We start from the raw sequence: 13,296 nt of genomic DNA on the forward strand, positions 1-13,296 counted from the left end.
CCATGGACGCCGCGACCCCCCCGGACCTGTTCGAAGCCGAAAACCAGGCCTTGCTGGTCGCACGCAGCGCCTACCAGCGGCATGCAGGCCTGGAAGAGGCCCCCTGCCGGCAGGCGCTGGGGGACCTGCTGGTCGCCTACGAGCGGCTGCTGCGGGAGACGCGCCGCCTGGTGCGCCGCAGCGACCGGGCGGAGCTGGACATGAACCAGCTGAACCTGCGGCTGCAGGACCTGGCGGCCCAGCTGGAGTACCGGGCCAACCACGACCCGCTGACCGGCGTGCTCAACCGGGCGGCCATCATCGAGCGGGTCAACCAGCAGCTGCAAAGCGGCGGCCTCGCGCTGATCGTGCTAGACATCGACCATTTCAAGCGCATCAACGACAGTTTTGGCCACCCGATGGGCGACCGGGTGATCCTGGGCGTGGTCGCCTGCCTGCAGGCCGTCGTGCCCCCGACCGCGCAGGTCGGCCGGGTCGGCGGCGAGGAATTCACCGTGGTGCTGCCGGGGCAGGGCCACGACACGGCGATGCCAGTGGCCGAGGCCTTGCGCCAGGCCATCGAGTCCCACCGCTTCGACCTGCCCGATGGCAGCGGCATCACGGCCAGCTTCGGGCTGAGCTGCCTGGCGCAGGGCGGCACCTTCGACAACGCCTACGGTCTGGCGGACGAGGCCTTGTACGTCGCCAAGCGCGGCGGCCGCAATCGCGTGTCGCTCGCCCCGTGCAGCCGCCACCTGCCTGCCGCATGAACGCCGGGGTGGTGCCCGACTGTCCCGCGCCGCAAGTCGCCGCCGCGCGCACCGTCCGCACCCGCGACCCGCAGGGCGGGCCCGACTGGCGGATCCTCGTCGTGGACAGCGACGCGGGCGTGCATGCGGCCATGCGCGCGGCGCTGCAGGGGCGCACGCTTTTCGGCCGCGCCCTGGTGTCGCGGCACGCTTTTTCGGGCGAAGAAGCGCGCGCGTTGCTCGTGGGCGAGCCGAACGTGGCGATGGTGCTGCTCGACGTGGCTTCGGAGCCAGTGGGCGGCGCCGGCGCGGCGGCCGGCACCCCCTTGGCGCTGGTGGACTTCATCCGCCACACCGCACGCCTGCCCAATGCACGCATCGTGCTGCGAACGGGCCAGCCCGGGCCAGTCATGGACCTGGACACCCTGCTGCAGTACGACATCAACGACTACCGCCCCAAGTCCGAGCTGACGCATGACCGGCTGCTGGCCCTGGTCGTCACCTCCGTGCGGTCCTACCAGCGGCTGTGCGCCGCCGAGGCCAGCCGCCGCAGCCTGGAACTCATCGTGCGGTCCAGCGCGTCCTTGCTGGAGACCACCGATCCGCGGGCTTTCGCCTCGGGCGTCATCACCCAGCTGGCGGCATTGCTGGGTGTCGCATGCCATGCGCTGGTGTGCGCGCAGCAGGGAGAGACTGCGGACCGGTTCCAGGTGCTGGCGGCGGCCGGCCGGTTCGCCGGCCTCGCCGACGGCCCGTTCGACGCCGTTGCCGCCCGGCCCGAATGGGGCGTGCTGCGCCGTGTGCTGGAAGGCCGCGGCAATGGGTATGCCGCCGATGGCGGCGTGGCGCTGCACATTGGGCACCAGGGCCGGCAGGGCATGGCCGTCTTCATCGACGTGCCCGCGGCGCGCGGCGCGCTCGATACCCAGATGCTGGACGTCTTCTGCGCCAACCTGGGCACCCTGCTGCACAACCACGGCCTGCTCGCGCGGCTGCATGAATACGCCTATTACGACCCGCTGGTCCGCCTGCCCAACCGCGCGCACTTCGTCGAGAAGGTGGACGAATGCGCCCGCCTCGGCACGCGCGGCCACATCCTGGCGCTGCTCGACATCGACGATTTCAGCGCCACCAACGACGTCATGGGCCACCGCTTCGGGGACTGCCTGCTGGAGCGGGTCGCCCGCGCGCTGTCCGCTGCACTGCCACCGGGCGTGCTGCTGGCCCGCCTGGGGGCGGACACGTTCGGCGTGCTGGGGGCGGTGGCGCAGGTGTCGCTGCAGCGGCTGCTGGACTGCGTCCGCCAGCCCCTGGCGGTGAATGGCGTGGCGCAAAAGGTGTCGCTCACCTGCGGCTATGTCTTCCTGCCCGAGGTGCCGCAGGCGGGCGCCGACCTCGTCAAGGACGCCACCATCGCCTTGAAGCGCGCCAAGCGCGACCATCGCGGTCAGCACCTGGAATATTCGGACCACATGGGGGCCGAGGCCCGCACCCGGGCGCTGCTGCTGTCCGACCTGCGGGCGGCCATCGACACGGCCAAGCTCTTTCTGGTCTACCAGCCGCAGATCGACCTGGCGACCCGGCGCCTGGTGGGGCTGGAAGCCCTGGTGCGCTGGCGCGCGGACGACGGCCAGCTGATATCGCCCGACCAGTTCATTCCGGTGGCCGAGCATTCGGGACTCATCGTGGCGCTGGGCAAGTGGGTGCTGTCCACCGCGTGCGCCTGCATGCGGGAGTTGCTGGAGGCGGGCCATGCACCCGGTCGCATGGCGGTCAACGTGTCGTCCGTGCAGTTGCAGGACCCCGCTTTTTTCGACACGGTCTGCGCGGCCCTGGCGGACAGCGGGCTAGAGGGGCCGCAGCTGGAGCTGGAGATCACGGAGTCGGTGGCCGCGCTGCCCACCCAATTGCTGAACTCGACCCTGTCCAGCCTGCGCGCGCAAGGCATCTCCATCGCGATCGACGATTTCGGCACGGGCTATTCCTCGCTGAGCTACCTGGAGCGCCTGGCGCTCGACCGCATCAAGATCGACCGCTCCTTCGTGCGCCACCTGGGCGAGCCGCACGGCGTTCGCATCGCGGAAATGGTGGCGCAACTGGGTCGCAAGCTCGGGCTGCAGGTGCTGGCCGAGGGCATCGAGGATGCCGCCGCGCTGCGCGCCCTGCTGGACATGGGCTGCCATGAGGGCCAGGGGTACCACATCGCCGTGCCGATGGAGAAGGGGGCCCTCATGGCCTGGCTGCAGCAACGGCGGTGAGCCGGGGCCGAGTTCGCCACCCGGGAGTCTGCCCACGATTCGTTTCGCGCCGTCTCTGGTGACACTTTGCAGCATGCGCCCACGCCCATCTGTGCCTGTTGCGATGGGTTTTGGTTAGCATGCCACTCCACATCAAAAGGGAGTCTGATTTGTTGCTGATCGAACAGACGGGGCGCATGGTTCCTCCGAGAGTCAAGCCCGCCACCAGCCCTGCGCTCGCGTTAGGCACCATGCACATCACCACCGGCATCGTCATTCATCCAAAGGCGAAGTGGTGAATCGATTCATTGGGTGGGCGTTTTTGGCGTTGCCTTTTTGCGCCAACGCCAGCGATTCCTTGCTCAAAGCCCAGGTGGAGTCACTGCCCATTCACGTGCAAAAGGTCGAAACCTGCGGCGCCTGGACCCAGGCGGACCGGGCAGGTTACTACCGCGTGGTCGTTGTCGATGTGCACGAAGGGGCGGGCAGCGAGATCTACGTGCAGTGGCTCACGCAGCCGACGCAGGAGCGGAGGTCGGAGTTGGTCCGGACCCTGGCGTTTCCCGAACTCAATGACGATCACAGCCAGTACGCCATTCAGGAAATGCGGTGCAGGAAGGTGGGCAGCGGAATCGAGATCGCGATCAAGGCGCAGTACGAGCACGACACGATGGAAAAGACCCATGCCATTCGGGTCCTTGTCAAAGCAGCGGGAACCTACGCGATATCGGGCATGGCGCGCGGCAGCCAACGGCGCTGAGCCTGGATGGGGTGTGCTGCGCATCGCTCGGCGGACGATGCCCTGCCAACCGTTTCGAGCGCAGCCTCGTCATCCCCTGCGCGTGGAGCCCCGCGCCAGCAGCGCTCCTTCCAGCACCACCCGCCTTACCGTCCGTTCGGGCTCTGACAGCCGCTGCAGCAGCAACTCGGCCGCGGTGCGCCCGATGTCGTAGGTGGGCTGCGCGATCACCGTCACGTCCAGGGCCGGCAAGGCCGTCCAGTCGTTGTTGTCGAAGCCGGCCAGGCCGATGTCGTTCGGCATCGACAGGCCCGCGGCCTGGATCGCGTGCACCGCCCCCAGCAGCAGCAGGCCGTTCGTGGCCAGCAAGGCGTCCGGGCGCGGCACGCCCCCGGGGCCCGCCAGCAGCGCCGTGGCGGCGGCCATGCCGGCCTCGCGCGTGGGGGCGACCCAGTGCGGATCGGGCGCCAGCCCGCGTTCGCGCAGCGCATCCGCGTAGCCGGCCTGGCGCTCCTGGCCCGTGGTGCTGTGCGTGCCGGCCAGCACGGCGATGCGGTGGTAGCCGGCGTCCAGCAGGTGTTCGGTGGCCCGCCGGGCGGCCGCGCGGTTGTCCAGCACCACGCGGTCCGCGCGGGTGGTGTCGAGGGCGCGGTCCACCAGCACCATCGGAAACGGCCAGTCGGCGGGCCGCAGGCGCTTGAGGCTTTCCATGGTGGGCGAGAGGATCACGCCGCTGGCCTGCTCGTCGGCCATCAGTTCGAGGTAGGACTGCTCCTTGGCCGGGTCTTCGTCGGTGTTGCACAGGATGAGCCGCAGGCCGTGGCGGTAGGCCACGTCCTCCACCGCGCGGCCCACGTCGGTGAAGAACGGGCTGCGGATGTCCGAGACGATCAGCCCCACCAGCGAGGCCCGCTGCTGGCGCAGGCGCCGGGCCGCCAGGTTGGGGCGGTAGGCGAGCGCGGCGATGGCCTGCTCGACGCGCTCGCGCAGCGGCGTGCGCACGGCGGCGGGGTTCGACAGCACGCGCGATACGGTGGTGGTGGAGACGCCCGCGCGCTCCGCGACGTCCTTGATGCTGGCCAAGCGGCTTTCTCCTACAAAAGAACCCGGCGTTCTGGTATCGATTCCTGAAATCGCTTTGCGACGGCCGATCTTGCCGCCAGCGGCGACCGATTGGTGCGCTGATTTTGCGCCGCCTCGCGGGGGTGCCGTGGCATTCGTTCATAGGTGATTACCCGCATTTCCATAAGAAAGGGGTGCTTCGTGGCCTTGTCCACCCTGAAAAGCGGTTTCATAATCCCGCACTGGAATCGATACCAAAACAAGGAGACATCGCACCATGTCCACGATCCCGGTCGAGGTCCGCCTGGGCGCCGCGCCCCACAACCGAGAAGACGCCGTGCGCGCCGCGGGCGCCCTGCTGGCCCAGGCCGGGCATGCCCAGCCCGCCTACACCGACAGCCTGCTGCAGCGCGAGAAAGTCGCCAACACCTTCCTGGGCCAGGGCCTGGCCATTCCGCACGGCATGGTCGAGGACAAGCACCTCGTGCGGCGCACCGGTCTGGCCGTGCTGCAGGTGCCGGGCGGTGTGCGCTGGGGCGACGATGCCAAGCAGGCACGCCTGGTGGTGGCCATTGCCGCCGCGTCGGACGAGCACATCGCGGTGCTGCGCCGCCTGACCCGCCTGATGCGCGACGACGCCCTGATGGACCGCCTGGCGACCACGCGCGATGCCGGCGAGATCGTGCGGGCACTCACGGGCGAGGAGTCCGCAGGCGCGGCCGAGGCCGCCGGGCTGGAGGACTTTCCGCTGGGCCACGAGCTGTCGCTCAACTACCCCAACGGCCTGCATGCGCGCCCGGCCGGGCAGTGGGCGCAGGCGGTCAAGCGCTTCACCGCGCGGGTGCACGTGCGCTGCGGCGACACGGTGGCCGATGCCAAGAACCTGGCTGCGCTGCTGAGCCTGGGCGCGGGGCGCGGGGCGCAGTTGCGCCTGTCGGCGCAAGGCCCCGATGCGCCGGCGGCGCTGGCGGCCCTGCGCGACACCATCGTGCGGCTGGGCGAGGAGGAAAGCCGCCAGGCCGAGCTGTCCGCCGCCCGCCAGGCCCAGGCCCAAGGGCTGGGGCGCGAGCTGGGCGACTGGCAGCCCACGGCCCGCCAGACCTTCACCGGCATCGCGGCCAGCCCGGGCCTCGTGATCGGCACGCTGGTGCAGGCCGGCGCCGCGGCGCTGGAGGTGGACGACCGCTTCACCTCCGTGGCCGCCGAGGCCGCCGCGCTGGACCAGGCCCTGGCCGCCGCGCTGGCGCAGTTGCAGCAGCTGGCCGATGGCGCGCGCGCGGCGGGCAAGGCCGAGCAGGCGGGTATCTTCACCGCCCACGCGGGCCTGCTGCAGGATGCCGACCTGCTGCTGGCCACCAGCCGCAGCGTGGTGCAGGGCCACGGCGTGGCCTGGGCCTGGCGCCGCGCGGTGGGCGAGCGGGTGGCCGCCCAGCGTGCGCTGGCCGATGCCACGCTGGCCGCGCGCGCGGCCGATGTGCAGGACGTGGGCGAGCGCGTGCTGCGCCACCTGCTGGGGCGCGGACACGAGGCTGAAGGCGGCGCCGCCGCTGCGTGGCCGGCCGATGCCATCTTGCTGGCGGACGACCTGTCGCCCTCGGTCACCGCGCAGATCGACACCGCCAAGGTGCGGGGCTTTTGCACCGCGCGCGGCGGCCCGACCGCCCACACGGCCATCCTGGCGCGCGCCCTGGGGCTGCCCGCCGTCGTGGCGGCCGGCCCTGGCGTGCTGGGCGCCGATGCCGCGGCCGGCACGCCCGCCATCCTGGACGGCTACCGCGGCCGGCTCTACGTGGGCCCAAGCGAGACGGCGCTGATCGAGGCGCGCGAGCGCATGCAGCGCCTGGCCCGCCGGCAGGAGGAAGAGGCCCGCACCCGCCAGTTGCCCGCCACCACCACCGACGGCCACACGGTGGAGATCGCCGCCAATGCCAACCGGGCCGACCAGGCCACGCACGCGCTGGCGGCGGGTGCCGAGGGCGTGGGCCTGATGCGCACCGAATTTCTGTTCCTGGAGCGCGACGCGGTGCCCGATGAGGACGACCAGTACGCCGTGTACCGCGCCATGGTCGAGGCCCTGGACGGCCGCCCGCTGATCGTGCGCACGCTGGACATCGGCGGCGACAAGCAGGTGCCGCATCTGGACCTGCCGGTGGAGGACAACCCCTTTCTCGGCCTGCGCGGCGCGCGGCTGTGCCTGCGCCGCGACGACCTGCTGGTGCCGCAGCTGCGGGCGCTGTACCGCGCGGCGCGGCACGGCCCGCTGTCGGTCATGTTCCCGATGATCAGCACCGTGGAAGAGGTGCACCAGCTGCGCCAGCGCATGGAGGCGGTGCGCCGCGAGCTGGACGCGCCCCAGGTGCCCGTGGGCATCATGATCGAGGTGCCCTCGGCCGCGCTGATGGCCGACCGGCTGGCGGCGCACGTGGATTTCTTCTCCATCGGCACCAACGACCTCACGCAGTACGCGCTGGCGGTGGACCGGCAGCACCCGGAGCTGGCCGGCATGGCCGACAGCCTGCACCCCTCGGTGCTGCGGCTCATCGAACGCACCATCGCCGGTGCCCGCGCCCATGGGCGCTGGGTGGGCGTGTGCGGCGGACTGGCGGGCGAGCCGCTGGGCGCGGCGCTGCTGGCCGGCTTGGGCGCGCAGGAGTTGAGCATGAGCAGCGGCGACATCGGCACCGTCAAGGCGCTGCTGCGCCGCCATTCCCTGGCCGAACTGCAGGACCTCGCCCGCCGCGCGCTGGACGTGGACACCGCCGACGAGGTGCGCGCCCTGGGCGCCGCGCTGCGCCCGGCCGGCCCGGTGGCCGACACAGGGGATGCACCATGAGATTTGCTATTAAAAATATAGCGATATGCCCTAGTGTTGATTGTGCTAGGGCCGTTTTTGATGCGGCATGTGCCATGCCGGGAAAGGCCACGCCATGACCCCCGAAGTTCTGGCCGGCGCGGCCGCGCCTGCCCGCGTGTTCACCATCACGCTCAACCCGGCCATCGACCAGACGGTGCGCATTCCCACGCTCGTGCCCGGCGCCGTGCACCGGGCGCTGGGGCAGCAGACCGAGGCCGGCGGCAAGGGCATCGGCGTGGCGGCGGTGCTGGCGGCCCTGGGTGTGCCGGTGACCGCCAGCGGCTGGCTGGGCGCCGAGAACGACGGCGTGTTCACCACCGCCTTCGCCGCCAGCGGCATCGCTGACGCCATGGTGCGGGTGGCGGGCAGCACCCGCACCAACATCAAGCTGGCCGATGCCGGGCGGGGCGACTCGACCGACATCAACCTGCCCGGCCTGTCCCTGCCGCCCGAGGCGCTGGCGCAGGCCGAAGCCCGGTTGCTGGCCACGCTGCAGCAGCAGGTGCAGTACGGCGACTGGTGCGAGCTGGCCGGCAGCCTGCCGCCCGGCGCGGCGGCGGGCGTGTGGGAGCGGCTGGCCCGCGCCCTCGCGGCCCAGGGCGCGCACATCGTGATCGACACGGGCGGCGACGTGCTGCGGCAGCTGCTGCAGCGCCTGTCCGACCCGGCCACCGGCCCGGCGGTGCCGGTGGCGCTCGTCAAGCCCAACCGGGCCGAGCTGGAAGAACTGGCCGGCCGCGCGCTGCCCACGCTGGCGGAGGTGGCCGAGGCCGCGTCCGATTTGTGCCGGCGCTACGGCGTGCGGCAGGCGGTCGTCTCGCTCGGCGGCGATGGCGCGGTGATCGCCACGCCCCAGGGGCGCTGGCATGCCGAGGCACCGCGCGTGGCGGTGGCCACCACGGTGGGGGCGGGCGACGCGCTGGTGGCCGGCACGCTCGCCGCGCTCGCGCAGGGCGGCACCTTCCCCGGCGCGGCCGCCTTCGGCATGGCCTGCGCCGCCGCGCGCATCCAGCGCATCGCGCCCGGCCTGCCGCCGCGTGCCGAGGTGGATGCCATCGCCGCCGCCATCGCGCCGCAGCCGGTCTGACCGGCCCCGCCCCCTCAAACGAATCCGCACGGAGACCCACCCCCATGGCCCACCTCATCGCCATCGCCGCCAGCCAGGCCGGCCCGGCGCACAGCTTCATGACCGGCGAGGCGCTGCGCGCCGCCGCCGAACGGCTCGGCCACCACATCGCCCTGAGCGTGCGCAGCAGCCTGGGCGCGCAGGGCGGCTGGACGGACGACGAACTCTCGCGTGCCGACGCCGTCATCATCGCGGCCGACATGGCCGTGGACCGCAGCGGCCTGCCTGCCGCACGCCTGCACGAGACCACGCCGGGGGCCGTGCTGGCCGATGCGGCCGACGTCGTGCGCGCCGCGCTGGCGCGCTCGGGCGCAGGCGGTGGGACAGTGGCGGCGCACGGCGGGCCGGCTCCAGCCGTAGCGGCGGTGCCGGCAGTGGCCACTGCCGACGTGGCGCGCCCCCTTCGCATCGTCGCCATCACCTCCTGCCCCACGGGTGTGGCCCACACCTTCATGGCGGCCGAAGCGCTGGAGCAGGGCGCCCAGGCGCTGGGCCACACCATCAAGGTCGAGACGCAGGGCTCGGTCGGCGCGCAGAACGCGCTCACGGCGGACGAGATCGCCCAGGCCGATCTGGTCGTCATCGCCGCCGACACGCAGGTGGACCGGGCGCGCTTCGCTGGCAAGCGGCTCTATGCGACCGGCACCAAGGCCGCGATCCACGACGCGGCCGCGGTGTTCGCCCAGGCGGCGGCGCAGGCCACCGTGTGGGGCGGCGCGCCCGCAGCGGGCACGGCCGCAACGCCCGGGGTGGCGCCTGCCGGCGCTGCTGCCCGCAGCACGGAGCGCACCGGCCCCTACAAGCACCTGATGACCGGCGTGTCGTTCATGCTGCCCTTCGTGGTCGCGGGCGGGCTGCTGATCGCGCTGGCCTTCGCGCTGGGCGGCATCTACGTGTATGACGACGCGCACCAGGGCACGCTGGGCTGGACGCTGTTCCAGATCGGCGCCAAGGCCGGCTTCACGCTCATGCTGCCGGCGCTGGCGGGCTACATTGCGTTCTCCATCGCCGACCGGCCGGGCATCGCGCCGGGCATGATCGGCGGCCTGCTCGCGGGCACCGTGGGCGCGGGCTTCCTGGGCGCCATTGCCGCGGGCTTCATCGCGGGCTATGCGGTGCACTGGATGAACCGCGCCATCCGCCTGCCGCGCACGCTAGACGGGTTGAAGCCCGTGCTGCTGCTGCCGCTGCTGGGTACCTTGGTGGTCGGCGTGCTCATGATGATGGTCATCGGCAAGCCCATGGCCGGCGTGATGGCCGCGCTCACCGAATGGCTCAAGGGTCTGCAGACCGGCAGCGCCGTGCTGCTGGGCGTGATCCTCGGCGCGATGATGGCCTTCGACATGGGCGGCCCGGTCAACAAGGCGGCCTATGTGTTCTCCACCACGCTGATCGCCAGCGGCGTGGCCAACCCGATGGCCGCCACCATGGCCGCGGGCATGGTGCCGCCGCTGGGCATCGCGCTGGCGTGCTGGGTGTTCCGCAGCCGCTTCAGCGCCGAGGAGCGCGAGGCTTCCAAGGCCGTCGCCGTGCTGGGCCTGGCCTTCATCACCGAAGGGGCCATTCCGTTCGTCGCGCGCGACCCGCTGCGGGTGATCCCCGCCTGCATGGCCGGTGCGGCCGTGGCGGGCGGCCTGTCGATGATGTGGAACATCGGCCTGCAGGCACCACACGGCGGCGTGTTCGTGCTGGCCATTCCGAACGCGGTCAACCACGTGGTGCTGTACGCGCTGGCGATCGCGGCTGGCACGGGCGTGACCGCGCTGGCGCTGGGGGTGCTCAAGCGGCGGGTGGTGGTGGCGTAGCGCCCTCGGCGAAAGGGGCGGCACCGCCCGTTCTGCGTTCTGTTTTGCTAGCCCATGGCCAGCTGCCGCCGCCCCTGTTCCTTGGCGGCATACAGCGCCGCGTCCGCGCGGGCCATGAGCTCGGCCAGGTCCTCTTCGCCGCCGTGCCACAGCGCCGCGCCGGCGCTGTAGTCGATGGGAAACCCCAGGGCCTGGGCGCTTTCGGCCTGCAGGCGTTCGCGCAGGCGCTGGTCGAAGCGTTGCGCTTCTTCCTGCTGCGCATGCAGCAGGAGCACGCCGAATTCCTCGCCGCCGAACCGGCACACGGTGTCGTGCGGCCCGGCCATGGACTGGGCGAGCCGGGCGAACCAGGCCAGGGCGCGGTCGCCGGCTTCGTGGCCGTAGGCGTCATTGATGCGTTTGAAGTGGTCCAGGTCCAGCAGCAGGGCGGCCAGGGACAGGCGCTGGCGCGCGGCGCGCTGTCGCAGGGCCTGGCCGTGCGATTCGAAGCCGCGGCGGTTGAGCAGGCCGGTGAGCGGATCGGTCATGGCCAGGGTGCGCAGTTGCTGCTCGGCCTCGTCCCGCCACGCGACCAGCACCGCCACTGTGCCCAGCACGAGGGTGACGTTGGCGGCCACGGCCGCGGCGATGTTGACGGGGTGCGGCGTGCGGAAGCTGGGGTAGGCGTCGGTGAAGGCGCCCAGCACGCCGCGCGCGGCGGTGAACGCGGCCATCGTGGCCAGGCAACCCGTGAGCAGCAGGCGCCAGCGCCGGTCCACCGAGTGCGCTGGATGGGCCGGGTAGAGCGTGGCGCGCGCCACGGCCAGCAGCAGCGTGGCCAGCAGCAGGTTGGCCCAGCCGACGCGAAACGCGTAGTGCGAAAAGCCCAGGGTGTAGCCCAGCGGGATCGCCACCGCCAGCGCCTGCACCAGGCGCCGCCCGGGCCGGGGCCCCAGCCAGATCGCCAGGGCCTCGAAGAGGGCCCATTGGGCCAGGGAATTGGCGGCCATGGACAGGGTGGACAGGGTCTGGTCCCACGCGTAGGAGGACGCGATGATGGCCGCCCAGGCCAGGCCCTGCAGCAGCAGGCTGGCTTGCACCCAGCGCGCGGCGGTGCCCGCGCCGCGGCCCATGATCAGCGGCAGGGCCGCGGAGAGCATGCACAGGTTGGTGGCCGTGATGGCCATCAGGGTGACGAAATCCAGCCGCATCAATCCCTGGTGGCGGCGGCCACCCGGTGCGTCACTGGAAGGCCACCTCGGCGAAGCTGCGCAGCTTGCGGCTGTGCAGGCGGCTCACGCCCCCGGCCCGCAGGATGTCGATGGCGCGCATGCCGATGCGCAGATGCTGGTCCACGCGCTCGCGGTAGAAATGGTTGGCCATGCCGGGCAGCTTGATCTCGCCGTGCAGGGGCTTGTCGCTCACGCACAGCAGGGTGCCGTAGGGCACGCGGAAGCGAAAGCCGTTGGCGGCGATTGTTGCGCTCTCCATGTCCAGCGCGACGGCGCGGCTCTGGCTGAACCGGCGCTGGGGCATGTTGTCGGGCAGCAGCTCCCAGTTGCGGTTGTCGGTGCTGGCCACGGTGCCGGTGCGCATGATGCGTTTCAGGTCGGCGTCCTCGATCTGCGTGACGTCGGCGACGGCCTGCTGCAGCGCCATCTGGATCTCGGCCAGCGCGGGAATGGGCACCCACAGCGGCAGCTCTTCGTCGAGCACGTGGTCTTCGCGCACATAGGCGTGGGCCAGCACGTAGTCGCCCAGCTGCTGGCTGTTGCGCAGGCCCGCGCAGTGGCCCAGCATCATCCAGGCGTGCGGGCGCAGCACGGCGATGTGGTCGGTGATGGTCTTGGCGTTGGACGGGCCCACGCCGATGTTGACCATGGTGATGCCGCTCTTGTCCGCCCGCATGAGGTGGTAGGCCGGCATCTGCGGCAGCCGCGGCGGGGCCACGCCCAGCTCGTCGCCCGGCTGGGCCGGCAGGCCGGTGCGGCGGGTAACGACGTTGCCCGGTTCGATGAAGGCGACGTACTCGCTGTCCGGCTTGGCCATCTCGGCATGGCCCAGGCGCACGAATTCGTCGATGTAGAACTGGTAGTTGGTGAACAGCACGAAGTTCTGGAACCACTCGGGCGCGGTGCCGGTGTAGTGGCGCAGCCGGTGCAGCGAGTAGTCCACCCGCGGCGCGGTGAACAGCGACAGGGGCTGGGCCTCGCCGGGGCGCGGCGCCCAGGTGCCGTTGGCGATGCCGTCGTCCATGGCCTCCAGGTCGGGCAGGTCGAACACGTCGCGCATGAGCATGCGGCGCTGGGCGGTCAGCGTGCCCTCGATGTGGTCGTGCTCGGCGAACGAGAAGTGGATGGGGATGGGCTGGCTGCTGATGCCCACCTCCAGCTCGATGTTGTGGCTGTTGCGCAGCAGGCGGAACTGCTCGGCGTAGTAGTTGGCGAACAGGTCGGGCCGGGTGAGGGTGGTTTCATACCGCCCCGGGCCTTCCACGAAGCCGTAGGCCAGCTGGGTGGCGGCGCGGGCCACGGTGGTGGTCTGCACCCGCACGAAGGGGTAGAAGGCCCGCACGTGGCTGGCCGGGGTCTCCCCGGCGACGAAGCGCTGCATGGCATCGCGCAGGTGCCCGATCTGCTGCTGGTAGATGCGCTGCACCTGCGACAGCGCCTCGGCGGGATCGGTGTGAAGGGTGGGCTCGGTGAAGTCGGGGATCTGGGCCATGGCCCCTATTGTCCACGGGCGCGCGGGTCTGCCCGATGACGG

General features: G+C 71.6%; 10 protein-coding genes. 7 read left to right on the forward strand and 3 right to left on the reverse strand.

Annotation, left to right across the window (positions count from 1 at the left end; translation table 11 throughout):
* Positions 1–2 precede the first annotated feature (2 nt).
* The 4 genes from R1Z03_RS00135 (at position 3) to R1Z03_RS00150 (ending at position 3,725) form a co-directional block, all read left to right on the forward strand.
* Entirely contained in the window at positions 3–749 is a 747-nt protein-coding gene (locus tag R1Z03_RS00135) for a GGDEF domain-containing protein (RefSeq protein WP_317356059.1), read from the forward strand.
* Entirely contained in the window at positions 746–2,986 is a 2,241-nt protein-coding gene (locus R1Z03_RS00140; protein WP_372588221.1) for a putative bifunctional diguanylate cyclase/phosphodiesterase, read from the forward strand. Before R1Z03_RS00135 ends, R1Z03_RS00140 begins: the two co-directional genes overlap by 4 nt.
* 149 nt (positions 2,987–3,135) lie before the next feature.
* Entirely contained in the window at positions 3,136–3,264 is a 129-nt protein-coding gene (locus tag R1Z03_RS00145) for a hypothetical protein (protein WP_284429518.1), read from the forward strand.
* A 59-nt stretch (positions 3,265–3,323) separates the two neighbouring features.
* The gene (locus R1Z03_RS00150; RefSeq protein ID WP_317356060.1) at positions 3,324–3,725 is read left to right on the forward strand and encodes a hypothetical protein; all 402 of its coding nucleotides are present in this window, start codon (positions 3,324–3,326) and stop codon (positions 3,723–3,725) included.
* A 69-nt stretch (positions 3,726–3,794) separates the two neighbouring features.
* Here R1Z03_RS00150 and R1Z03_RS00155 read toward each other — a convergent pair whose 3' ends face one another.
* Entirely contained in the window at positions 3,795–4,787 is a 993-nt protein-coding gene (locus R1Z03_RS00155; protein ID WP_317356061.1) for a LacI family DNA-binding transcriptional regulator, read from the reverse strand.
* Positions 4,788–5,043: 256 nt separating this feature from the next.
* Between R1Z03_RS00155 and ptsP the strand changes: the two genes are divergently transcribed.
* The 3 genes from ptsP to R1Z03_RS00170 all read left to right on the forward strand — a co-directional run bounded on the left by ptsP (position 5,044) and on the right by R1Z03_RS00170 (position 10,551).
* On the forward strand, positions 5,044–7,599 hold the full coding sequence (gene ptsP, locus R1Z03_RS00160) for a phosphoenolpyruvate--protein phosphotransferase (protein WP_317356062.1): 2,556 nt from the start codon (positions 5,044–5,046) through the stop codon (positions 7,597–7,599).
* A gap of 94 nt (positions 7,600–7,693) precedes the next feature.
* A complete protein-coding gene (locus R1Z03_RS00165; RefSeq protein ID WP_317356063.1) occupies positions 7,694–8,707 on the forward strand; it encodes a 1-phosphofructokinase family hexose kinase in 1,014 nt (337 codons plus the stop codon).
* Between the two features lie 44 nt (positions 8,708–8,751).
* On the forward strand, positions 8,752–10,551 hold the full coding sequence (locus R1Z03_RS00170) for a PTS fructose-like transporter subunit IIB (protein ID WP_317356064.1): 1,800 nt from the start codon (positions 8,752–8,754) through the stop codon (positions 10,549–10,551).
* Between the two features lie 47 nt (positions 10,552–10,598).
* On the opposite strand, the gene R1Z03_RS00175 is transcribed toward R1Z03_RS00170, so the two are convergent.
* Together R1Z03_RS00175 and R1Z03_RS00180 are read right to left on the reverse strand one after the other, a co-directional pair.
* Complete coding sequence (locus R1Z03_RS00175; RefSeq protein ID WP_317356065.1) at positions 10,599–11,741, reverse strand: GGDEF domain-containing protein; 1,143 nt, start codon at positions 11,739–11,741, stop codon at positions 10,599–10,601.
* A gap of 31 nt (positions 11,742–11,772) precedes the next feature.
* The gene (locus tag R1Z03_RS00180; protein WP_284392916.1) at positions 11,773–13,254 is read right to left on the reverse strand and encodes an AMP nucleosidase; all 1,482 of its coding nucleotides are present in this window, start codon (positions 13,252–13,254) and stop codon (positions 11,773–11,775) included.
* Positions 13,255–13,296 lie beyond the last annotated feature (42 nt).

The sequence above is a fragment of the Acidovorax sp. BLS4 genome (assembly GCF_032929295.1).
Lineage (GTDB): Bacteria > Pseudomonadota > Gammaproteobacteria > Burkholderiales > Burkholderiaceae_C > Paracidovorax.